Below are 21,881 nucleotides of genomic sequence, written 5' to 3'. Positions count from 1 at the left end.
GATGGCGCGGACCAAAGAACTCAAGGGCGCGCCGCGCCTTGCCCCGATGATGGTCAGGGCGGTCGCGACCGCCGCCGGGCGCGGGGGAGCGGTCCCCGAACTCGAGGTGGTGCGTCGCGGCGTCAGTGTCGACCCGGACGCGCTCGCGGCGTACGACCAGGTGTGTGGTTTCACGCTCCGGGACTCACTGCCCGCCACCTATATTCACGTCCTCACCTTCCCGCTGCAGGTGGCGCTCTTTGCCGATCGGGCCTACCCGTATCCGTTGGCGGGTTCGGTCCACCTCGCGAACCGGATCACTCAGTACCGGCCCGTTCGAGTGGGTGAGGACATGCGACTCAGCGTGCAGGCTGAACCGGCACGCACCCACAAGCGGGGCGCGACCGTCGACTTCGTTGGCGCAGCGTACGTCGGTGAGGAACTCGTCTGGAGCGGACGGAGCACCTACCTGCACCGCGGCCAGAAGGTCGACAACGCCGACCCCGCCGACCCCGCCGACAACGCCGGTCGAGTAGGCGAGTCCGACAACGCCGGTCGAGTAGGCGAGTCCGACAACGACAACGCCGGTCGAGTAGGCGAGTCCGACAACGACAACGCCGGTCGAGTAGGCGAGTCCGACAACGACAACGCCGGTCGAGTAGGCGAGCCCCCCAGGGCGAGCCGTATCGAGACCATCGAGACCACCGATCCGATCGACGGACCCGGTGCCCGCTGGCGCCTTCCGTCGGACCTTGGGCGGCGGTATGCCCGGGTCAGTGGGGACGTCAACCCGATCCACATGAGCAGACTCTCGGCTAAGGCGCTGGGCTTCCCGCGGACCATCGCCCACGGCATGTGGAGCGCTGCGCGCATGCTCGCCACGGTCGAGAACCGGGTGCCGGATGCCTACGACTTCGACATCTCCTTCCGCAAGCCCGTCCTCCTGCCCTCCACCGTTCGGTGCATCTCGCACCCCTCCGGTTTGGCAGGCTGGGACCTGACGTTGCGAGGCGATCGACAGGCTCTCATCCACGCGGTGGCGAGCGTGAACGGACGCACCTAGGTCTCGATTTCGTCCTGGCGAAGGTGACCGTGTAACCTCGTCGCTGCGCTGCCAAGCAGCGTCTCCCGCTGGTTCCAGAGGGTGACGTACGCCAGGCGGCAGGCCCCTATAGCTCAGTCGGTAGAGCGTTTCCATGGTAAGGAAAAGGTCAACGGTTCGATTCCGTTTGGGGGCTCGGGTTTGTGAGCTGGCCGCTGCGCGGCCGAGCTTCGTACCGCACGGCGGGGTAGCTCAGCTGGTTAGAGCGCACGACTCATAATCGTGAGGTCGCGGGATCGAGTCCCGCTCCCGCTACTGGAACAAGCGCAGGCACGCCAGCGTTGGCGTGAGCAGTACCACCGAAGCACGATCACCAAGAGCAGTAACACCGAGAGCAGGTTGCCCCAAATGGCCAAGAAGAGCCTTGACGTTCGTCCGAAGATCACCATGGCGTGCACGGACTGCAAGGAGCGCAACTACATCACCAAGAAGAACCGGCGGAACAACCCCGACCGCATGGAGTTCTCCAAGTACTGCTCGCGTTGCGGCAAGCACACCGCGCACCGCGAGACGCGCTGACGCAGATCCACTTTCGCTAGAACACCCCGCCGGGTTCGCCCGGCGGGGTGTTCTGCCGTCGCCCCCAACTAACGGCGGTCGAGTAGGCGAGCGCCCTGGCGCGAGCCGTATCGAGACCAACGCCGGTCGAGCGCCCACTTAACGCCGGTCGAGCTTGTCGAGACCAACGCCGGTCGAGCGCCCAACCTAACGCCGGTCGAGCTTGTCGAGACCAACGCCGGTCGAGCGCCCAACCTAACGCCGGTCGAGCTTGTCGAGACCGACGCCGGTCGAGCGCCCAACCTAACGCCGGTCGAGCTTGTCGAGACCCCTGGCTCCCGCGCTCCGCCGGAAGGACGAGCGCGACGCAGCCATCCGCCCTTCTCGGCTAGCGCCTCGGCGGGCTCCCGCCAGACCCAACCAGCGCCGCCCTCGTCCTCCCGGCTGTGCGCTCGTATGCCGGTCGAGCCGTTCCCTACGCCGGTCGAGCCGTTCCCTACGCCGGTCGAGCGCCCAACTCAACGCCGGTCGAGCTTGTCGAGACCCCTTGGCTCCCGCGCTCCGCCGGGAGGACGAGCGCGACGCAGCCATCCGCCCTTCTCGGCTAGCGCCTCGGCGGGCTCCCGCCAGACCCAGCCAGCGCCGCGCTCATCCTCCCTGCTGCGCGCTCGTATGCCGGTCGCGCCTCTCACTGGGGGTCTCGACACGGCTCGCGCTGGGGCGCTCGCCTGCTCGACCGGCGTTGGGTGGGTCTCGACACGGCTCGCGCTGGGGCGCTCGCCTGCTCGACCGGCGTTGGGTGGGTCTCGACACGGCTCGCGCTGGGGCGCTCGCCTGCTCGACCGGCGTTGGGTGGGTCTCGACACGGCTCGCGCTGGGGCGCTCGCCTGCTCGACCGGCGGGTGGGGGTCTCGACACGGCTCGCGCTGGGGCGCTCGCGTGCTCGACCGGCGGGTGGGGGTCCCGACGCGGCTCGTCCGGCGGGGGAGGCGGCCCGGATAGGCTGGGGGTATGCCGGTCAACTCAGCCGTCGAAGGACGGGAATACCCCCGCACCGCGCCCTATGTCGTCTCGCGCGCCAAGATCGCCGAGTTCGCTGCCGCGGTCGGTGCCAAGAACCCAGAGCACACTGACCCGGAGGTGGCCCGTCGGGCTGGCTATGCCGACGTGGTCGCGCCGCCCACCTTCTTGGTGAGTGTGGCGCAACAAGGCGAGGGCGCCGCGATGATCGATCCCGAAGCGGAGATCGACTTCACCCGGCTAGTCCATGGCGAGCAGAGTTTTGTGCACCACCGACCAACGGTGGCTGGCGATGAAGTCACCGCACAGACCACGGTCACTCGAGTGCGAGTGGCTGGCGGGCACAGCATGGTGACGCTCACGACCGAGGTGCGCGCGGGCGAGGATCCCGTATGCACCGCCACTTCACTCATGGTGATCCGAGGGGATAGCTGATGCCCGCCCTTGCTGACGTCACGGTCGGAGAGGCTCTCCCCGGCAAGACCGTCCATCTCGATCGCGCTGACCTGGTGCGCTATGCCGGAGCGAGTGGCGATTTCAACCCCATCCATTGGGACGAACGCACCGCAACCGGCGTCGGACTGCCCGATGTCATCGCGCACGGGATGCTGACCATGGGTGCCGCGATGCAGATCGTGGTCGACTGGGCCGGAGACCCCGGAAGGGTCACCGCGTGCTCGACCCGCTTCAGCGGCATGGTGCCCGTACCCCATGGCGACGGTGTTGATGTGGAAGTCGGCGGCACCGTGAAGTCGGTGGACGCCGACGCGGGCATCGCGATCGTCGAGCTCACGGCCACGTGCGCTGGCGACAAGGTGCTCAGCCGGGCTCTGGCGACCGTCCGACTCGACTGATGCGCGAACTCTTCCAGGTCCCGCTGGCGCCGTTGACCACGATGCGTGTGGGCGGCCCCGCCGCGCGCCTCGTCGTGGCCGAGACAAACGACGAAGTTGTCGACGCGATCCGCGAGGTCGACGAAGCAGATGAAGAACTGTTGGTGCTCTCGGGTGGATCAAATGTCGTGATCCGCGACGAAGGTTTCCCCGGCACCGTGGTCCGCATCGCCACCCGCGGAGTCACGGTCGAGTCAGCCGACGACTGCGGTGGCGTCATGGTCCGGGTCGCCGGCGGCGAAAACTGGGACGACGTCGTCGCACAGGCTGTGAGCGAGGGCTGGTCGGGCATCGAATGTCTCTCCGGAATCCCAGGACTCGCGGGCGCGACTCCGGTGCAGAACGTCGGGGCATACGGCCAGGAGGTCGCCACGACCATCGCCTCCGTGCGGGTCTACGACCGCCGAGATCAGCAGGTGCGAACACTTGCTGCCGCGGACTGTGGTTTCACCTACCGGTACTCGATCTTCAAGGCGTTTCGCTATTACGTCGTGCTCGACGTGCTCTTCCAATTGCGCCCCTCCTCGATGTCCCAGCCCATTGCGTACGCCGACCTCGCCACCCAACTCGGCGTCGAGCAGGGCGAGCGGGCGCCGATGGTCGAGGTTCGGGACGGCGTCTTAGCCCAGCGCCGCAAGCGCGGCATGGTGCTCGATGAGACAGATCACGACACCTGGTCGTGCGGTTCGTTCTTCACGAATCCGCAACTTACCGACGCGCAGCGCGATGCCCTTCTCGAGCGCGCTCGCGCTGTCCTCGGCCCTGATGTGACCCCGCCACTGTTTCCTGGCGAACAGGGCAGAACCAAGACGAGCGCCGCCTGGCTCATCGACAAAGCCGGCTTCGGCAAGGGATACGGCCTGCCCGGGCCTGCCGCGTTGTCGAGCAAACACACACTCGCGGTGACCAACCGTGGATCAGCGACTGCGGCCGATGTCGCGGCGCTCGCCCGCGAGGTGCGCGATGGTGTTCGCGACCGACTCGGTGTCGAGTTGGTCAACGAGCCGGTCTTTGTCGGTCTTTCGCTCTAGGCCGGTTCGCCCGCTGAGTCGGCTGGTGCCGCCAGCCAGTCATCAATGTCGGCCACGATCGCGTCCGCTATCGGTGTGGGCGCGCGGGCGGCGCGTACCGAACTGCGCGCGAGGTCGGCTAGTTCGGCATCGGTGAAGCCGTGCAGGTCGCGCGCGGCGTCATATTGAGCCACCAGGCGTGAGCCGAACAGCAGCGGGTCATCCGCACCGAGGGCGATTTGCGCACCGGACTGAGCCAGTTCGCGGAGCGGAACGGATTCCATCTGCGGATAGACGCCCAGGGCGACGTTGCTCGCGGGGCAGACTTCAAGGGCGACGCCCTCGTTCACGACGCGCTCGAGCACACGCGGCGACTCGATGCTGCGTACGCCATGGCCCAGGCGGGTGGGGGCGAGGCTGTCGAGCGTGGTCTCCACGGCGTCGGGACCGAGCAGTTCACCGGCGTGCGGGACGGAGGCAAGGCCAGCGTTCCGGGCGATTTCGAAGGCCTTGGCGAAGTCTGGCGTGGTGCCACGCCGTTCATCGTTGCTCAGTCCGAAGCCGACGACATCGCCCGCGCCTTCGCCGGCATGCTGTGCGGCCAGCCGTGCCAGCGTCCGGGCGTCCAAGGGGTGACGCATGCGGGAGGCCGCGATGATGATTGCGACCTGGCAGCCGGTGGCGGCGCTCGCCGCACGGGCTTCGTCCAAGACGATCTCGACCGCCGGGGTGATGCCTCCCAGGTGGGCCGCGTACGAGGTCGGGTCGACCTGGATCTCCAGCCACCGGCTGCCTTCTGCGGCGTCGTCTTCGGCAGCCTCCCGGACAATCCGTCGCATATCGGCCTCGTCGCGAACGCAAGCTCGAGCGGCGTCGTATAGGCGTTGGAAGCGGAACCAGCCGCGTTCATCGACCCCGGACAATGTCGGTGGCCAGTCCTCCAGCAAGGCATGCGGCAGACGTAGTCCGTGACGCTGAGCCAGCTCGTGCAAGGTCGACAGGCGCATGGAGCCGGTGAAGTGCAAGTGCAGGTGTGCCTTCGGCAGCGCGCGAATCGCACGCCGCGCATCAGGAGCATCCGGAGCAACCATGAGGTGACGGTACTGCGGCCTGCTGACCCGCTCCTGGGCAACCTGATTCTGCCGGTTCGCGTCGCCCCCTCTTGGTCGCGTATGCTGCCTTCTCGGATGGTTGACGCCAGCCACGATCCCGTGCTGTCCACCATTTCCTCGACTGTCGCAGTCCAACCGTGACAGCCGAAGGGCACTAGCTCAATTGGCAGAGCACCGGTCTCCAAAACCGGGGGTTGGGGGTTCAAGTCCCTCGTGCCCTGCATAGACCGACATTGACCGACGAGACGAGCCGACCAAGAAAGAGTGTGATTGCGTGAGCACCTCGAGTACCGCCACCGACAGTGGTGCTGGGAGCGATGCGCAAGGCCCCAAGAAGGGCAACATCTTCGCTCGGTTCTTCCTCTATGTGCGGCAAGTCATCGATGAGATGCGCAAGGTCGTGTGGCCGACGCGTAACGAACTCGTCCAATACACGATCGTCGTCGTGATCTTCCTGTGCATCGTGATGGCCTACATCATTGGCGTCGATGAGGTGTTCAAGCGCCTGGTCAGTTGGCTCTTCAGCGAGTAGCCAGCGCGCGACCCCGCATGACCATGACCGATGTACGACCGTGCTCCTGACGGGGCACGCACAGCAAGCAGCGACAAGGAAGCAGGTCCATGACCGAGCAGTGGAGCCCGACCGACGAGGCACTGGCCGACGAAGCGTCGGCGCAGGTCGACGCACCCCAGGACGGGACGAACGAGGCTGCCGCGTCGGCATCTGAGGACGACGCCGCCGCTGGCGTTGAGACTGTCGCAAGCGACGAGGCGGACGCACCCGCGGAGGACGTTGTCTCCGATGAACCCGCCGCCTCCGACGAAGACACCGTCTCGGACGACACCGTCTCCGACGATGAGGAAGCGACCGACGACGCGCCCGCTGGCGAAGACGTCCCGGTGGTTGACCCGCGTCAGGCCTTCATGGACGAGCTGCGCTCGCAGTTCGGTGAGTGGTACGTCATCCATTCCTACGCCGGCTACGAGAAGCGCGTAAAGACCAACTTGGAGACGCGCGCCATCTCGCTTGCGATGGAAGATTTCATCTTCCAGGTCGAGGTCCCGACCGAGGACTTCTCCGAAATCAAGAACGGCCAGAAGAAGACCGGCACCCGGGTACGGATGCCCGGGTATGTCTTGGTCCGCATGGACCTGACCGACGAGAGCTGGGGCGCGGTGCGCCACACCCCAGGCGTGACGGGCTTCGTGGGCAATGCCCATCAGCCGTCACCGCTGTCCCTCGATGAGGTCATGACCATGCTCAACCCGACCTTCGAGGAGCCGGAGTCTGCCGAATCCGACACCGATTCGGCCGGTTCGAGCCAGCAGAAGGCGGCGAGTAAGTCCTCGTCCCCGGCCATCGAGATTGACTTCGAGGTTGGCGAATCGGTCACCGTGATGGAAGGCCCGTTCGAGACGCTGCCTGCCACCATCTCCGAGATCAACACCGACACCCAGAAACTCAAGGTGCTGGTATCCATCTTTGGCCGGGAGACGCCGGTCGAATTGGCGTTCGGTCAGGTCGCGAAGCTCTGACCTCATCGCAACGCCCAGCCGCCGCTACCTTGCGGCGGTCCTGCAACCGGGTCATCGCCCAAGGCGTCGGCCCACAACAAGTGAAGGAACACTGAGGAATGCCTCCGAAGAAGAAGGTCTCCGGATTCATCAAGCTGCAGATCCAGGCAGGCCAGGCCACCCCGGCCCCGCCCGTCGGTCCGGCTTTGGGTCAGCACGGCGTCAACATCATGGAGTTCGTCAAGGCGTACAACGCCGCGACGGAAGGCCAGCGCGGCAACGTCGTGCCGGTCGAGATTACGGTCTTCGAAGACCGCTCGTTCACGTTCATCACCAAGACGCCGCCGGCCGCCGAACTGATCAAGAAGGCCGCAGGTGTGCCGAAGGGCTCCGGCGAGCCGCACAAGACCAAGGTCGGCAAGCTCACCAAGGACCAGGTCCGCGAGATCGCACAGACCAAGATGGACGACCTCAACGCCAACGACATCGAGCAGGCCAGCAAGATCATTGCCGGCACCGCGCGGTCGATGGGCATCACCACCGACTGAGCATCGCTCAGCCGAAAACCGTGGGATGGGTCAGCGCTTGACCCGCACACCACAACTCTGAACCACCAGGAGAATTCATGAAGCGCAGCAGGAACTACCAGAAGGCCGTCGAGAAGATCGACGCTGACACGTTGTACGCCCCGCTGGAGGCCGTTCGTCTCGCCAAGGAAACCGGCAGCAGCAAGTACGACTCCACCGTCGAAGTTGCCTTCCGACTCGGCATCGACCCGCGCAAGTCGGACCAGATGGTCCGCGGCACGGTCAACCTCCCGCACGGCACCGGAAAGACCGCCCGCGTGCTGGTCTTTGCCGCTGGCGACAAGGCCGCCGCAGCCGAGGAAGCGGGTGCCGACTTCGTGGGCACCGACGAGCTCCTCGACAAGGTGGCCGGCGGTTGGACCGACTTCGACGCCGTCGTGGCGACGCCGGACCTCATGGGCAAGGTCGGTCGACTCGGTAAGGTCCTGGGGCCGCGCGGTCTCATGCCGAACCCGAAGACCGGAACGGTGACGATGGATGTCGCCAAGGCTGTCGGCGACATCAAGGGCGGAAAGATCGACTTCCGCATCGACAAGCACGCCAACCTGCACTTCATCATCGGCAAGGTGAGCTTTGACGAGAAGTCGCTCGTCGAGAACTACGCCACCGCACTGGAGGAAATCCTCCGGTTGAAGCCGTCCGCTTCCAAGGGTCGCTACATCACCAAGGCGACCATGTCGACGACGAACGGCCCCGGTATCCCGCTGGACTCCAGCCGTACCAAGAGCCTGCTTGGCGAGGGCGACGACGCTTCCGCCTGACGACAACTCACGTGAGTGCGGCCCGAACCCTGAGGGGTTCGGGCCGCATTTTCGTTGGTGCATCAGACCATCGCGGCAGCGAGTCCGTGCGGGTCGAGGATGTACTTGACGCTGGCACCCTGGTCGAAGTCCCGGTATCCCTGCGGGGCCTCTTCAAGGGGCAGTAACTTCGCGCCGACATTCTTCGCGATGTCGGCGCGTCCGCCAAGGATCGCTTCCATCAGCGAGTGGTTGTACCTCATGACCGGGCACTGGCCGGTGGTGTAGTGCTGGCTCTTGGCCCAGCCCTTGCCAATCCGGATGGAGAGTCGACCTTCCTTGGCATTGGCATCGCTGGCTCCGGGGTCGCCGGTCACGTAGAGCCCTGGGATCCCGACGCCACCGCCGGGTTCGACGATGTCCATGAGGCCGTTGAGTACGGCTGCGGGCTTTTCCTCGGTGGCTTCGGTGCCGTGGCCCGATGCCTCGAAGCCCACGCAGTCGACCGCACAGTCGACCTCGGGGCGGCCCAACAATGAGGCGATCTGCTCGTCGAGCGGGCCCTTCTTCACATCGAGTGGGATGCAGCCGAATGACTCTGCCTGCGTGAGCCGCTCCTGGTTGAGGTCTCCTACGATGACGTGGGCCGCGCCGAGCAAAAACGCTCCCGTGGCAGATGCCAGGCCCACTGGGCCGGCGCCGGCGATGTAGACCGTGCTTCCGGGCCCTACTCCCGCCGTCACGGCCCCATGAAAGCCCGTGGGGAAGATGTCCGACAGCAGCGCGAGGTCCATGATTTTCGAACGGGCCTCGTCGGTGTCGGGCAACTTCAAGCAGTTCCAATCTGCGTACGGAACCATCAGAAACTCCGCTTGGCCGCCGATCCAGCCCGACATGTTGACGTACCCATAGGCGGCACCCCAGCCGCCTACAGTGTTCACTCGATCGCAGACGCCGGTGCGGCCCATCTTGCACATTCGGCATCGCCCGCAGGCAACGTTGAACGGAACCGAGACGATGTCTCCGACCTTGAGGGTCTCCACGTCGCCGCCGACTTCGACGACCTTGCCGGTGGGTTCGTGACCGAGCGTTTGCCCCGGCTCGGCGGCCGTCCGACCGCGCACCATGTGCTGATCGGAGCCGCAAATGTTCGTCGCGACAAGTTCCAGAATCACACCGTGGTTGATCTGTCGGCCACCCAGTTCCTTGGGCATTTCCATCTTGGGGTAGCCGATATCGACGACCTCGACCTCGCCGCTGCTTTTGTAGACCACACAGTCGTTACCTTGTGACATTTGCGCTCCTCATTGAGTGCAGACCGCCCAAAAACTACCCAGGTCCGGTAATCGCCTGGACGCGGTGGGCGCTGATGTTTCGGACATTAGACCCGGCCGCGTTCCCCGACAAGGGATGGCCGCAATTTCGCACGTGCGGGTCGCAAAGAGGGCAGGCTATGCGCATCCACCAACCCAGGAGATCGCGATGACCCCTCGCTCTGCCCCAGGCCGTACGTTGGCCACACTCGTATGCATGGGCCTGATGACGCCCGCGCTTATCGCGGCGTCGGCGGCGCCTGAATCTGATGGGCCAGTCTTCAAAGATGGTCTGAGCCAGGATGTTTTCGACAAGGACGCCACCACGTGGGAGCGCCAGGAGTTCTGGGTGGAGGGCCGTTCCGACAGCGACGGTGACGGTCGGCCCGACCGGATCCACGTCAGCCTCGCCCGACCCAAGGAGTCTCGAGATGCTGGCGTGAAGGTGCCGATCATTCTCCAGGACAGCCCGTACTTTGCCGGGCTGGCCGAGGCAGAGAACTGGTCAGTTGATCACCCGCTGGGACAGCCCCCGAAGTCGCGGATTAAGACCCCCGTTTTCAAGCCAGGTAACACCACTCCGATCATCAGTAAATCGTTTGAGTCTCGCTGGGTCACAAGGGGATTCGCCGTTGCCCAGATGGAGTCGCCGGGAAGTGGGCTATCCGATGGGTGCGCGACGACCGGTGATCGCAATGAGACTCTCGCGGCGAAAGCGGTGATCGAGTGGTTTGCCGGCAAGGGCAAGGCCTACTCCGAGCAGCGCGGGGGTGAGCGCCTCAAGAAGCCGGCGTGGACCACAGGGCGCGTGGGTATGACGGGCACGTCCTACAACGGAACGTTGCCGATCGCCGCCGCGAGCGCGGGGGTCGCCAACCTTGAGGCCATCGTGCCCGACGCAGCCATCTCCAGTTGGTACGGCTATTACCGATCCCAGGGCGCGGTGCGCGCGCCAGGCGGCTTTCAAGGAGAAGACGCCGATGTGCTGGCCGATGCCGTGACGACCCGGAAGAACCCCGAGGTGTGTCAGGGCGTGCTGTCCTCTCTGGCGAAGAAGCAAGATCGGGTGACCGGTGACTACACCAGGTTCTGGAAGGACCGCAACTACCTCGAGGACGCGCATAAGTTCCACACACCGGCGTTGATCTCGCATGGCCTGAACGACCGCAATGTGATGCCGGATCAGGCGGTGAACCTCTATCGCGAGTTGGGCAAACAGGGCGTCCCGCGGCAGATTTATCTCCACCAGGGCGGGCACGGCGGCCCACCCACTGATGAGCTCATGAACCGCTGGTTCAGCCGCTACCTCTGGAACCACCGCAACGGGGTGGAGAAGCAGCCACAGACGTACGTCGTGAACGGTCAAAGGCAACTAGAGCGACACCGCACGTGGCCGGTGCCCGGGTCGGGTTCGGTACGGCTAAAAGCGAGTGGCGACGGCAACGCCATCGGCATGCTGAACCGGAAGGGGACTAGTGCTGGCAAGGCCAAGGGTTCGCAGACGGTGACGGACAATGCTGCGATCACCGTCGCGGACCTCGCCAAAGCAACCACCTCGCCACACCGCCTGGCGTTTGCCACCGACGCCCTACCCAGTGACGTGCTGGTCACCGGATCCCCGTCCGCGCGGATCCGTGCCTCCTTCGACGCCAAGCGCGCCAACCTCACGGCGGCGCTCGTCGAGTACCTCCCGGATGGCACGGCTCGGGTCATCTCCCGTGGCTGGGCAGACCCTCGCAATGCGTCCTCGGTGAGCCGGGAAAAGGAACTGAAGCGCGGCAAGGACGTGACGGTCGACGTCAAGCTCCAACCGATCCATACGACCGTGAAGGCTGGCTCGAAGCTCGGCCTGGTGGTGCTTCAGGGCGACCAGGAATTCACCGTCCGCCCCGCGGCCGGTGCCACGATGAAGGTCGCGGTGCAGGACACCTCCATCGAGATCCCCGTAGCGCGCACGGACAAGGGTGACCTGAAGTAGGCGCGATGGTGGGCGAGCTGCCGATTTGGTGCCTCGCCCACCCTCGCCGTAGTCTGACCTCACCAATGACCGCCGGTTGTTGACACACCCGTGTTGACAGAAGGTTCCGCCAGGAGCGGGCGACCAGCGCAGGTGAGCAGGCCGTACGCCGCCCTCGGGTGGATCGCGTACACCGCACGAACTCGTGCTGAGAGCCCCGCGCATCTGCGCCGGGGCTCGTTTCATGTCCGGGCCTGGACGACCGGCCTCACCCGGAAGGAGGCCCGCATGGCGAACGCTCAGAAAGACGCAGCGATTGCCGATCTCACGGAGAAGTTCCGTGAATCGACTGCGGCCGTGCTGACGGAGTACCGCGGATTGTCAGTGAGCCAGCTCTCGACTCTTCGTGAATCTCTTCGCGAGCACGCGACTTACTCCGTGGTGAAGAACACGCTTACCGCACGGGCAGCCTCGGCCGCCGGTGTGACCGCTTTCGACGGGCAGTTGGAAGGCCCGTCGGCAATCGCCTTCGTCACCGGTGACCCGGTGGAGGCGGCTAAGGGTCTGCGTAACTTCGCCAAGGACAACCCCAACCTGGTCATCAAGAGCGCGGTGCTGGATGGCAACCCGCTGACTGCTGACGAGGTTAAGAAGCTCGCCGACCTGGAGTCGCGCGAGACGCTGCTCGCCAAGCTGGCCGGGGCGATGAACGCCCAGCTCAGCCAGGCGGTCTACCTGTTCTCCGCACCGCTCTCGCAGACGGCCCGTGTGGTCGACGCTCTGCGCGCGAAGGTCGAGACAGAAGGACCCGCGGCCCCGGCCGCAGCATCCGAGGCTCCGGCCGAGGAGAGCACCGACGTCGCCGAGGGTGGCGACGACGCCTGATCCGCGACGCGGATCAGACAGCACCACCATCAACCGCCACTCACGGCACGAGCGGCCTAGCCGTTCGAACGCAATAGAAAGGACGCCACCATGGCGAAGCTCAGCACTGACGAGCTCCTTGAGGCCTTCAAGGAAATGACCCTGATCGAACTCTCCGAGTTCGTCAAGGAGTTCGAGGACACCTTCAACGTCACCGCCGCGGCCCCCGTTGCCGTCGCCGGTGCAGCCCCGGCAGCCGGCGGCGACGCTGCTGCTGCCGAGGAGCAGAGCGAGTTTGACGTCATCCTCACTGCTGCCGGTGACAAGAAGATCCAGGTCATCAAGGAGGTCCGTGCGCTGACCTCTCTCGGCCTGAAGGAAGCCAAGGACCTCGTGGATGGCGCCCCCAAGCCCATCCTCGAGAGCGTCGACAAGGACGCCGCGGAGAAGGCAAAGGAAGCCCTCGAGGGCGCCGGCGCCACCGTCGAGCTCAAGTAAGACCCTGCCGCTTCGGCGGCAACCCGGTGACGGTGCTGCGTAAGCGCCTCACCGACGCCAACGGCGCGTGTCCCTTAACCAGGGGCACGCGCCGTTGGCATGCCCGGACCATGGCTCGCTGTACGTTGTCGTCCATGACTGAACGCATCGAAGTGCAGCGCGTCATGGAACTTCCGGCGGACGATATTTTTGCGGTGCTGTGCGACCCGGACGGGCACGTCGCCATCGACGCATCCGGCATGTTGCAGGGTGCCCAAGGTGCTCCGGTGTCGGCAGTGGGCGACACCTTCCTGGTGCACATGGACCGGGAGTCCTTGGGCGATATGCCCATGGGGCAGTACGACGTCACGGTGGTGATCGAGGCCTTCGAGTCGGGCCGCGACATCGCCTGGAGCATCATCGGCACGGTCAAACCACCGATCGGCCACGTGTTCGGCTACCGGCTCGAACCGGAGTCCCAGGCCACCAGGGTCACCTCCTACTACGACTGGAGCCGGGCCTCCCAAGACTTCAAGGATCTGGGCATCTTCCCGGTGATCTCCGAGGCGAATCTCAAAGCGACGCTGGGCATCCTGGAGCGCGCCGTGCGACGTGGCTATCCGCGGGGGTAAAGGAACTCAGCCGTTGGCCCGGTCAGTGATCCACGTCCGGTAGTCGGCGACCGAGGTGTACGCCTGAGTCTCGGAGCAGATTGCGGTCGACGCCACGCCGACCTGCTCCCCAGAGGCGCCGAACTGCGGGCCACCGGAGTCGCCCTGCCAGGCCGTGCCGTTGATGCCGGTCGATCCGAGAGCGATCCCGCCGTAGTAGTCGCTGGTGATGCCAGTGAACCGAACATTCGCGGTCTTCAGCACCGGCGAGGGCTCCGGCTCCGAACAACTGGTCTTCCCCCACCCATAGATCGGGTTCGTCTCACCGATCGGGGGACGTTCACTCGTGAGAGTCACTGTTGGTGCGCCCTGAGCCGGGGTTTCTAGCGTGATGACTGCAAGGTCGGCACCGGGATGAATCTCGATCTTGGATGGCTGATGAACGGTGCCGCCGGACGCCCGCTTCAATGAGCCGACCCGCAGGTGGTCGGTGGGGAACCGATCATCATCGACGCAGTGTCGAGCGGTGAGCACTGTGTCGGCGTCCACCAGACTTGCTGAGCATTTGAAGATGACGTCGCCGGCCGGCCCGACGATTCCGGTTACGTCCTTCGCATGGAGCGCGACCGAGCCTTGGGTGCTGGTGGCGATAGTGCCGTCGATGATGCGATCGGGCTTGTCGACTGCGTCGGCGGTTGGCGCGAGAAGTGCGGTGAGCGCGATGACGCTGGCAGCGGCACCGAGAGGGCGTACCTTCATGTGGCGGATCTCCTTCTGTGCGGCGAACAAAGCGGTTGCCTGGCCGAGGCGAGCGACCAGGCAACCGCTTTGCGATGTGAACCGGGTGGGTCAGCCAGCAGCCTGGGTAGTAATCCAGGAGCGGTAGTCAGGAACCGAGGTGTAGTTCTGCACCGAATAGCAGTCGGCGGTGGACGCGACGCCAACTTGCTGACCAGCCGCATTGAACTGCGGGCCGCCGGAGTCGCCCTTCCATGCGGTGCCGTTGATGCCGGTCGATTTGAAGGCGATGCCACCGTAGTTGTCGGACGTGAGGCTCTGAACTCGTACGTTGGCGGTCTTCAGCGTGGCTGGCGACGGAGGAAATTCAGCGCAGGTCGTCCCTCCCCAACCGAAGATCTTGTTCGTCTCGTTTGCTGCGGGGCGTGCGGTGGCCAGGCGAACGGTCGGGGCTCCGGTGGCCGGGGTGGCGAGCGTCGCAACGGCCAGGTCGGCGGAGTGCCACGTCACCTTGCTCGCCTTGTGGATCGTTCCCCCGGAGCCCTTGCTGAGTGAGCCGACGCGGAAGGAGAGCGCGCTGGCCGAACCGTTGCCGATGCAGTGCTTTGCGGTCAGGACTGAGTTGGAGTCCAGCAAGGTCGCGGTGCAGTTGTAAGCGCCGTTGACGAAGAGAGCAACGGTGCCCGGATTAGAGGTAGCCGTGGTTCCACCGACGATGCGATCGGGACCATCAACTGCCGACGCGGTCGGGACGGTGAGGCCGGTGATCGCGAGCGCTGCGGTGGCGGCTCCCAAGGCGAATTTCTTCATGAGAACTATCTCCTGGTGATCTGTAGGGATGGCCGTCGCCGGTGTAGACCACGGCCTGAAATCAACATAGATTCCGGTTTCTCTTGCGTAGGTCAGCGAAAGTTCAAGACCTCGTATGAGTATTTGCCGGTGCGGCAAGAATGTCCGGCCCCCTACGCAACACGAATGGTCGGGCACCCCCTGGGGTGCCCGACCATTGTGGAAAGCGGTGAAGAGCTAACTCACAGGCCGGCGTTCGAGGTGATCCACGACCGGTAGTTCGCCACCGAGACATACACCTGGTACACGCCGAAGCCACCGATCGAGCAGACGCCAACCTGCTGCCCAGCTGCGTTGAACTGCGGGCCGCCGGAGTCACCCTTCCAGGCGTGCCCGTTGCCGACGCCCGACTTGATGCCCTTACCGCCGTAGGCGGGCGTGGAGTTGGTGCCTTGCACCGGAACGTTCGCCTGCTTGAGCACCGGCGATGAGTCGGACTCGAAAGCGGTCCGGCCCCAGCCATACAGCGTGTTTGTCTCGCCGACCTGAGGGTCAGCAGTCGCCAGTTTCACAGTCTTGGTGCCGCTCGCCGGCGTGGCGAGGGTGAGGATGGCGAGGTCCGTAGAGGGGTGTTCGACCACGCTGGCGACGTTGTGCTTGGTGCCGCCAGACGATCGGTTCAGCGAGCCGACGCGGACGTGGGTCTCCTGGTATCCGTCAGTGCAGTGACGGGCCGTCAGAACCTTGGTCGGGCTGAGCATGCTTGCGCTGCACCCGAATACCTCCTGGCCAGTCCTGGGTGAGATCACGTGCAGGGCTGCGGCGCCTGGGCTGGAGGTGCTGGCGCTCCCTCCCACGATCCGGTCCGGGCCGTCAACGGCCTGAGCGGCAGGGGCGGCGAGTGCGGTGGCTGCGAGGGCCGCGGTGGCGGCGCCCAGAATTCGAGTCTTCACGAGGGATCTCCTTGATTGTGGTGGACTCATTCAAGGTAGGCAGAAGTTCTTCAAGAGCGGGTCAGGAAGGATCCAAGACTTCGTCTGGATACGCGTTGGCCGGGCACACCCATGGTGTGCCCGGCCAACGAGGTACGGATTAGACCAGGTCAGAGCCCTGCGTTGGACTTGATCCAGCCAAGGTGGTCAGACACCGATACGTACGACTGATCCTCCCCAGGATGGCCACCGGAGCACACGCCGACCTGATTGCCAGCGCGGTCGAACTGGGGGCCGCCGGAGTCACCGAAGATGGCGTAGCCGTTGCCGACCCCCGAGGTGATGTAGCCGCGGGACACATTGGTGACGGGCACATTCGCCTGCTTGAGGACCGGTGAATCGTTGGTACCGGAAGGCGTCGTCCCGCCCCAGCCATACAGCGTGTTGGTGTCACCGACGGAGGGGTTGGTGGTCGCCAACCGAACGGTCTTGGGGTTGGCGATCGGAGTCGCGAGCGTGAGCACCGCGAGGTCAGTGCTGGGGTGGGCGGCGACCTTCGAGACGCGATGTTTCGTGCCGCCACTGAACTTGTTGAGGGAGCCGACCCGAACATGGTCCTCCTTCTGGTCGACGCAGTGCGCCGCGGTGAGGATCGAGTTCGCGTCGAGCACCGAAGCGCTGCACCAGAAGGTCACCTGGCCCTCGATGACCACGTGGAGCGATGCGGCTCCCGGGTCTTGCGTCGAGACCGAACCGCCGACGATGCGGCCGGGGTCATCGACGCCGTGAGCGGTCGGAGCGAGAACGGCAGTCATCGCGAGAGCGCCGGCTGCTGCGGTGAGCGTGCGGAATTTCATGGTGATCTCCTCGTGCATTGGACGAAACGATGGACTTCAACGTAGGTCGCATTCGATCTACCGAGGGTTTGGTGACGGTAAAGGTTTAGTCCGGATTTCCCGGCATTCGGGGTCCAGGAGATTAGAGGCCAGCCTCGTCTTTGATCCAGTCCAGGTGGTCCGAAACCGATGCGAAGTTCTGCGGGCTGTCGTAGCCGCCTTGTGAGTAGACACCGACCTGTTCGCCCGCATCGTTGACCTGCGGCGCGCCCTCGTCGCCCATCCACGCGGAACCGTCACCGCCGTCGGTCACGATGGCGGTGCCGCCGTATCGGTCCTGGCCGCTCAAACTCGTGACCGGTGAGCTGGACTTCTTCAACTTGGAGGGCATTCCTTCGGCTGGCGACTCGGTGCGTCCCCAGCCGTAGACGGTCGTCGTGTCGCCCACTGCAGGTGCGCTGTCGGCCAAGGTGGCGGTGTTCGGGTTGGACACCGGTTTCTTCAACGTGATGACCGCGAGGTCGGCGCTGCCGTGCGAGACAACATCTGATGCTCCGTGGGTCGTGCCCCCACCGAGCCGCATCGACCCGATGCGCAGATAGTTGAGGGGCAGGCCGGAGTCGTCGACGCAACTACGAGCCGTAAGGACCGAGTCAGCGTCCAGCAGCGTCGCTGTGCACCAGGCGAGGGACCGGTTCGGATTGCCATACAGACCGAACTGGTCCGTCACGAACAGGGACACCGCACCCGGGTTGTCGGTGGCGACAGAGCCGTTGACGATGCGCCTCGGGTCATCAACGGCTGACGACGAAGATGCCGTGGTGGCGGTGAGCGCGAGAGCCGCGGCGATGGCGCCGATAGCGTGGACCTTCATGACAGTCTCCTGAGGTGTGACAAGGGGCGGCCGGTCATGCCGGGTGGTGGGTGACCATCGACAGTGTGACCTCGCCACTCTCTTCTGCGGGTCACGATTCCCTCTAGATTTGGTGTTTTCCGCGCGGATCCTTGACGCAGCCTGGGATGTCGGGGGAGCATGCTGCGCAACGCGGCTCACGGGGGTGCAGAACGCGGCTCACGGTGCTTGACAGCACCGGCTAGACATGCTGCCCATATATCGGTATGCTGTCGCTTTGCGCTGTCCTGTGCTCACTCACCTTCGCTCTCAGTGACAATCTTTGACGCGCCCGGAAGCGACCTCGTCGCAACGGGAGCCGTCGATGTGGAAGCTGAGACTCCGTGGTGTCCGCGCCTCGCGGGCCTCGGATGAGGGCTGATCAGAGTCACAAGACGCGCTGACCGCCGCTCATTATGGCTCTGGAAGGACCCTTCGTTGGCTGCCTCGCGCACTGCGACTCAGACTCTGTCCTCGGCAAAGATGCCCTCTGGCCGACTAACCTTCGCGAAAATTCGCGAACCCCTTGAGATTCCCGATCTGCTGGCTCTTCAGACTGAGAGTTTTGACTGGCTTCTGGGCCACGAGCGCTGGCAACAGCGTGTCGCGGAGACCAAGAAGGCCGGCCGCGCTGACGTACCCGACCGTTCCGGGTTGGAGGAGATCTTCGAGGAGATCTCCCCGATCGAGGACTTCTCGGGTTCGATGTCGCTCTCGTTCCGGGACCACCGGTTCGAGGAGATCAAGTACTCCATCGAGGAGTGCAAAGAACGCGACATGACCTACGCGGCGCCGCTCTTCGTCACGGCTGAGTTCATGAACAACAACACTGGTGAGATCAAGAGCCAGACGGTGTTCATGGGCGACTTCCCGTTGATGACCGACCGCGGCACCTTCGTGATCAACGGCACCGAGCGTGTCGTGGTCTCCCAGCTGGTCCGTAGCCCCGGCGTCTACTTCGAGCGTTCCGCCGACAAGACGACCGACAAGGACATCTACACCGCCAAGGTGATCCCCAGCCGCGGCGCGTGGTTGGAGTTCGAGATCGACAAGCGCGACATGGTCGGTGTGCGCATCGACCGTAAGCGCAAGCAGTCCGTCACGGTGCTGCTGAAGGCGTTGGGGTGGACCGAGGCGCAGATCCTCGAGCAGTTCGGTCAGTACGAGTCGATCCGCCAGACCCTGGAAAAGGACCACACGGCCGACCAGGACGAGGCGCTGCTGGACATCTACCGCAAGTTGCGTCCGGGCGAACCGCCGACCAAGGAGGCTGCCCAGACTCTGCTGGACAACCTCTACTTCAACACCAAGCGCTACGACCTGGCGAAGGTTGGTCGCTACAAGATCAACAAGAAGCTGGGCCTGCAGGCACCGCTCAACGAGTCGGTACTCGGTGTTGACGACATCGTCGCGACGATCCACTACATCGTGGCTCTGCACGCTGGCGACACGACGATCTCCGGTGTCCGTGACGCCAAGCCGGCTGACATCCCGGTCGAGGTCGACGACATCGACCACTTCGGCAACCGCCGCCTGCGCAATGTGGGCGAGCTCATCCAGAACCAGGTCCGTACGGGTCTGTCCCGGATGGAGCGTGTGGTGCGCGAGCGGATGACGACCCAGGACGTCGAGGCCATCACGCCGCAGACGCTGATCAACATCCGGCCGGTCGTTGCCTCCATCAAGGAGTTCTTCGGAACCAGCCAGTTGTCGCAGTTCATGGACCAGAACAACCCGCTTGCGGGTCTGACCCACAAGCGCCGGCTCAACGCGCTCGGCCCAGGTGGTCTTTCGCGTGACCGCGCTGGCATGGAGGTCCGTGACGTTCACCCCAGCCACTACGGCCGGATGTGTCCGATTGAGACGCCAGAAGGTCCCAACATCGGTCTGATCGGTTCGCTTGCGTCCTATGGCCGCATCAACCCGTTCGGTTTCGTGGAGACCCCCTACCGCAAGGTCGATGGGCGCCACGTCACGGATGAGATCGTCTACCTCTCCGCCGATGAAGAGGACCAGTACGTCATCGCGCAGGCCAACGCGCAGCTCACCGATGACAACCACTTCGCTGAAGAGCGCGTTCTCGCGCGGACCAAGGGCGGCGAGTCCGATGACGTGCCAGTCGATGAGATCGACTACATGGACGTCTCGGCGCGCCAGATGGTCTCCGCGGCAACCGCGCTGATTCCGTTCCTGGAGCACGACGACGCCAGCCGTGCGCTGATGGGCGCCAACATGCAGCGTCAGGCTGTGCCGTTGGTCAAGTCGGTGTCCCCGCTGGTCGGTACCGGTATCGAATACCGCACGGCGCTGGACTCCGGTGACGTCGTCCGCGCCGAAAAGGCAGGCGTCGTCCAGGAAGTTTCGGCTGACCTGGTCACCGTCGCCAATGATGACGGCACGTACCAGACCTACCGGATCGCGAAGTTCTCCCGGTCCAACCAGGGCACCTGCTACAACCAGCGGGTCATCGTCGACGCGGGTGACCGCCTCGAGGTGGGCGGCGTGATCGCTGACGCTCCGGCAACGGAGAACGGCGAGATGGCGCTGGGCCAGAACCTGCTCGTGGCATTTATGCCGTGGGAAGGCCACAACTACGAAGACGCGATCATCCTGTCGCAGCGTCTGGTGCAGGACGACGTTCTCTCCTCGATTCACATCGAAGAGCACGAGATCGACGCCCGCGACACCAAGCTCGGACCTGAGGAGATTACGCGGGACATCCCCAACGTCTCCGAGGATGTCCTGGCTGACCTCGACGAGCGCGGCATCATCCGCATCGGCGCCGAGGTTCGTGACGGCGACCTCCTCGTCGGCAAGGTCACGCCCAAGGGTGAGACCGAGCTGACGCCGGAAGAGCGCTTGTTGCGTGCGATCTTTGGCGAGAAGGCGCGCGAGGTGCGCGACACCTCAATGAAGGTGCCGCACGGCGAGACCGGAACGGTCATCGGCGTCAAGGTCTTTGACCGCGATGAAGATGACGAACTGCCTCCGGGCGTCAACCAGTTGGTCCGCGTCTACGTTGCCAACAAGCGCAAGATCACCGATGGTGACAAGCTCGCTGGCCGCCACGGCAACAAGGGCGTCATCGCCAAGATCCTCCCGATCGAGGACATGCCGTTCCTTGAGGACGGCACCGCGGTCGACATCGTGCTCAACCCGCTGGGTGTTCCGTCCCGAATGAACCCGGGCCAGGTGCTCGAGTTGCACATGGGATGGGCTGCCTCGCGCGGTTGGAAGATCGATGGCAACCCGGACTGGGCCTCGATGATCCCGGAGGACGCGCGGGAAGCGGGTCCGATGACCAAGATCGCCAGCCCCGTCTTCGATGGTGCTCGTGAGGACGAGGTCCGCGGACTGTTGGAGTCCACGACCCCGACCCGTGACGGCGACCGCTTGGTCGACGACACCGGCAAGGCGCGGTTGTTCGATGGCCGTTCCGGTGAGCCGTTCCCGGACCCGGTGGCAGTGGGATACATGTACATCCTGAAGCTGCACCACCTGGTCGACGACAAGATTCACGCCCGCTCGACGGGTCCGTACTCGATGATCACGCAGCAGCCGCTGGGTGGTAAGGCGCAGTTCGGTGGTCAGCGCTTTGGTGAGATGGAGGTGTGGGCCCTCGAGGCCTACGGAGCGGCGTACGCCCTCCAGGAACTCCTGACCATCAAGTCGGATGACATCACCGGCCGCGTCAAGGTGTACGAGGCCATCGTCAAGGGCGAGAACGTTCCGGACCCGGGTATCCCGGAGTCCTTCAAGGTGCTCATCAAGGAGATGCAGTCGCTCTGCCTGAACGTTGAGGTGTTGTCCTCTGACGGTCAGACGATCGATCTGCGCGACTCCGAGCAGGAGGTCTTCCGCGCTGCGGAAGAACTCGGAATCGACCTGTCCCGGCGCGAGCCGAGCAGCGTCGAAGAAGTCTGATCTCAGACCCGGTGCGCCCCACAGCGGGCGCACCGGGAGAGGTCGGCACCACACGAATATCACTGACATTCAACTGATTTCAGACTTCACGT

At 64.8% G+C, this 21,881-nt stretch carries 21 protein-coding genes and 3 tRNA genes; 17 read left to right on the top strand and 7 right to left on the bottom strand.

Translation table 11 applies throughout. The features are described 5' to 3' along the window. The first annotated feature begins 1 nt into the window (after position 1). The 7 genes from F562_RS21050 (at position 2) to F562_RS0110605 (ending at position 4,523) form a co-directional block, all read left to right on the top strand. Positions 2 to 1,042, top strand: a complete 1,041-nt coding sequence (locus F562_RS21050; RefSeq protein WP_026181188.1) for a MaoC/PaaZ C-terminal domain-containing protein — start codon at positions 2 to 4, stop codon at positions 1,040 to 1,042. Between the two features lie 102 nt (positions 1,043 to 1,144). Beyond that, positions 1,145 to 1,217, top strand: a tRNA-Thr gene (locus F562_RS0110630). A gap of 45 nt (positions 1,218 to 1,262) precedes the next feature. Then, positions 1,263 to 1,336 (top strand) — tRNA-Met (locus F562_RS0110625). A gap of 93 nt (positions 1,337 to 1,429) precedes the next feature. Then, positions 1,430 to 1,600: a 50S ribosomal protein L33 gene (gene rpmG, locus F562_RS0110620; protein ID WP_026181187.1), complete on the top strand. Its 171-nt coding sequence runs from the start codon at positions 1,430 to 1,432 to the stop codon at positions 1,598 to 1,600. Between the two features lie 990 nt (positions 1,601 to 2,590). Beyond that, entirely contained in the window at positions 2,591 to 3,034 is a 444-nt protein-coding gene (locus F562_RS0110615; protein ID WP_018156940.1) for an FAS1-like dehydratase domain-containing protein, read from the top strand. Continuing rightward, positions 3,034 to 3,453: a MaoC/PaaZ C-terminal domain-containing protein gene (locus F562_RS0110610; protein ID WP_018156939.1), complete on the top strand. Its 420-nt coding sequence runs from the start codon at positions 3,034 to 3,036 to the stop codon at positions 3,451 to 3,453. Before F562_RS0110615 ends, F562_RS0110610 begins: the two co-directional genes overlap by 1 nt. Further along, positions 3,453 to 4,523 (top strand): UDP-N-acetylmuramate dehydrogenase, encoded by a 1,071-nt coding sequence (locus tag F562_RS0110605; protein ID WP_018156938.1) that lies wholly within the window; start codon positions 3,453 to 3,455, stop codon positions 4,521 to 4,523. The genes F562_RS0110610 and F562_RS0110605 overlap by 1 nt, the downstream gene beginning before the upstream one ends. Here the strand turns inward: F562_RS0110605 and F562_RS0110600 are convergent. Further along, positions 4,520 to 5,593, bottom strand: coding sequence for an adenosine deaminase (locus F562_RS0110600; RefSeq protein ID WP_018156937.1), 1,074 nt, complete (start codon positions 5,591 to 5,593; stop codon positions 4,520 to 4,522). The genes F562_RS0110605 and F562_RS0110600 overlap by 4 nt on opposite strands. Positions 5,594 to 5,762: 169 nt before the next feature. Here F562_RS0110600 and F562_RS0110590 point away from each other — a divergent pair. From F562_RS0110590 to rplA, 5 genes are all read left to right on the top strand, one after another. Next, positions 5,763 to 5,835: transfer RNA gene (locus F562_RS0110590), tRNA-Trp, on the top strand. A 53-nt stretch (positions 5,836 to 5,888) separates the two neighbouring features. Next, a complete protein-coding gene (gene secE / locus F562_RS0110585; RefSeq protein WP_018156936.1) occupies positions 5,889 to 6,146 on the top strand; it encodes a preprotein translocase subunit SecE in 258 nt (85 codons plus the stop codon). Between the two features lie 89 nt (positions 6,147 to 6,235). Next, entirely contained in the window at positions 6,236 to 7,150 is a 915-nt protein-coding gene (gene nusG, locus F562_RS0110580; RefSeq protein WP_018156935.1) for a transcription termination/antitermination protein NusG, read from the top strand. Positions 7,151 to 7,248: 98 nt separating this feature from the next. Beyond that, entirely contained in the window at positions 7,249 to 7,677 is a 429-nt protein-coding gene (gene rplK, locus F562_RS0110575) for a 50S ribosomal protein L11 (protein WP_018156934.1), read from the top strand. A 77-nt stretch (positions 7,678 to 7,754) separates the two neighbouring features. After that, a complete protein-coding gene (gene rplA / locus F562_RS0110570) occupies positions 7,755 to 8,477 on the top strand; it encodes a 50S ribosomal protein L1 (protein WP_018156933.1) in 723 nt (240 codons plus the stop codon). A 62-nt stretch (positions 8,478 to 8,539) separates the two neighbouring features. On the opposite strand, the gene fdhA is transcribed toward rplA, so the two are convergent. Beyond that, the gene (fdhA, locus tag F562_RS0110565) at positions 8,540 to 9,751 is read right to left on the bottom strand and encodes a formaldehyde dehydrogenase, glutathione-independent (protein ID WP_018156932.1); all 1,212 of its coding nucleotides are present in this window, start codon (positions 9,749 to 9,751) and stop codon (positions 8,540 to 8,542) included. 187 nt (positions 9,752 to 9,938) lie between these two features. Here fdhA and F562_RS18785 point away from each other — a divergent pair, with 187 nt between their 5' ends. The 4 genes from F562_RS18785 (at position 9,939) to F562_RS0110545 (ending at position 13,699) form a co-directional block, all read left to right on the top strand. Continuing rightward, positions 9,939 to 11,747, top strand: coding sequence for a Xaa-Pro dipeptidyl-peptidase (locus F562_RS18785; RefSeq protein WP_018156931.1), 1,809 nt, complete (start codon positions 9,939 to 9,941; stop codon positions 11,745 to 11,747). A gap of 267 nt (positions 11,748 to 12,014) precedes the next feature. After that, entirely contained in the window at positions 12,015 to 12,611 is a 597-nt protein-coding gene (rplJ, locus tag F562_RS0110555; RefSeq protein WP_018156930.1) for a 50S ribosomal protein L10, read from the top strand. 90 nt (positions 12,612 to 12,701) lie between these two features. After that, on the top strand, positions 12,702 to 13,088 hold the full coding sequence (gene rplL / locus F562_RS0110550; protein WP_018156929.1) for a 50S ribosomal protein L7/L12: 387 nt from the start codon (positions 12,702 to 12,704) through the stop codon (positions 13,086 to 13,088). Between the two features lie 134 nt (positions 13,089 to 13,222). Next, positions 13,223 to 13,699, top strand: a complete 477-nt coding sequence (locus tag F562_RS0110545) for an SRPBCC family protein (RefSeq protein ID WP_018156928.1) — start codon at positions 13,223 to 13,225, stop codon at positions 13,697 to 13,699. Between the two features lie 6 nt (positions 13,700 to 13,705). Here F562_RS0110545 and F562_RS0110540 read toward each other — a convergent pair whose 3' ends face one another. The 5 genes from F562_RS0110540 to F562_RS18775 all read right to left on the bottom strand — a co-directional run bounded on the left by F562_RS0110540 (position 13,706) and on the right by F562_RS18775 (position 17,847). Beyond that, complete coding sequence (locus tag F562_RS0110540; RefSeq protein ID WP_018156927.1) at positions 13,706 to 14,437, bottom strand: S1 family peptidase; 732 nt, start codon at positions 14,435 to 14,437, stop codon at positions 13,706 to 13,708. A 90-nt stretch (positions 14,438 to 14,527) separates the two neighbouring features. After that, complete coding sequence (locus F562_RS0110535) at positions 14,528 to 15,226, bottom strand: S1 family peptidase (RefSeq protein WP_018156926.1); 699 nt, start codon at positions 15,224 to 15,226, stop codon at positions 14,528 to 14,530. A 221-nt stretch (positions 15,227 to 15,447) separates the two neighbouring features. Next, the gene (locus F562_RS0110530) at positions 15,448 to 16,158 is read right to left on the bottom strand and encodes a S1 family peptidase (RefSeq protein ID WP_018156925.1); all 711 of its coding nucleotides are present in this window, start codon (positions 16,156 to 16,158) and stop codon (positions 15,448 to 15,450) included. A 149-nt stretch (positions 16,159 to 16,307) separates the two neighbouring features. Beyond that, on the bottom strand, positions 16,308 to 16,994 hold the full coding sequence (locus F562_RS18780) for a S1 family peptidase (RefSeq protein WP_156822614.1): 687 nt from the start codon (positions 16,992 to 16,994) through the stop codon (positions 16,308 to 16,310). A gap of 121 nt (positions 16,995 to 17,115) precedes the next feature. Further along, complete coding sequence (locus F562_RS18775; protein ID WP_018156923.1) at positions 17,116 to 17,847, bottom strand: S1 family peptidase; 732 nt, start codon at positions 17,845 to 17,847, stop codon at positions 17,116 to 17,118. A 456-nt stretch (positions 17,848 to 18,303) separates the two neighbouring features. On the opposite strand from F562_RS18775, the gene rpoB reads away from it, so the two are divergent. Further along, complete coding sequence (rpoB, locus tag F562_RS0110515) at positions 18,304 to 21,789, top strand: DNA-directed RNA polymerase subunit beta (RefSeq protein ID WP_018156922.1); 3,486 nt, start codon at positions 18,304 to 18,306, stop codon at positions 21,787 to 21,789. Positions 21,790 to 21,881 lie beyond the last annotated feature (92 nt).

This window comes from Demetria terragena DSM 11295, assembly GCF_000376825.1.
GTDB lineage: Bacteria > Actinomycetota > Actinomycetes > Actinomycetales > Dermatophilaceae > Demetria > Demetria terragena.
Note: the sequence above shows the minus strand (reverse complement) of the source record. Positions and strands in the feature narration are given on the sequence as shown.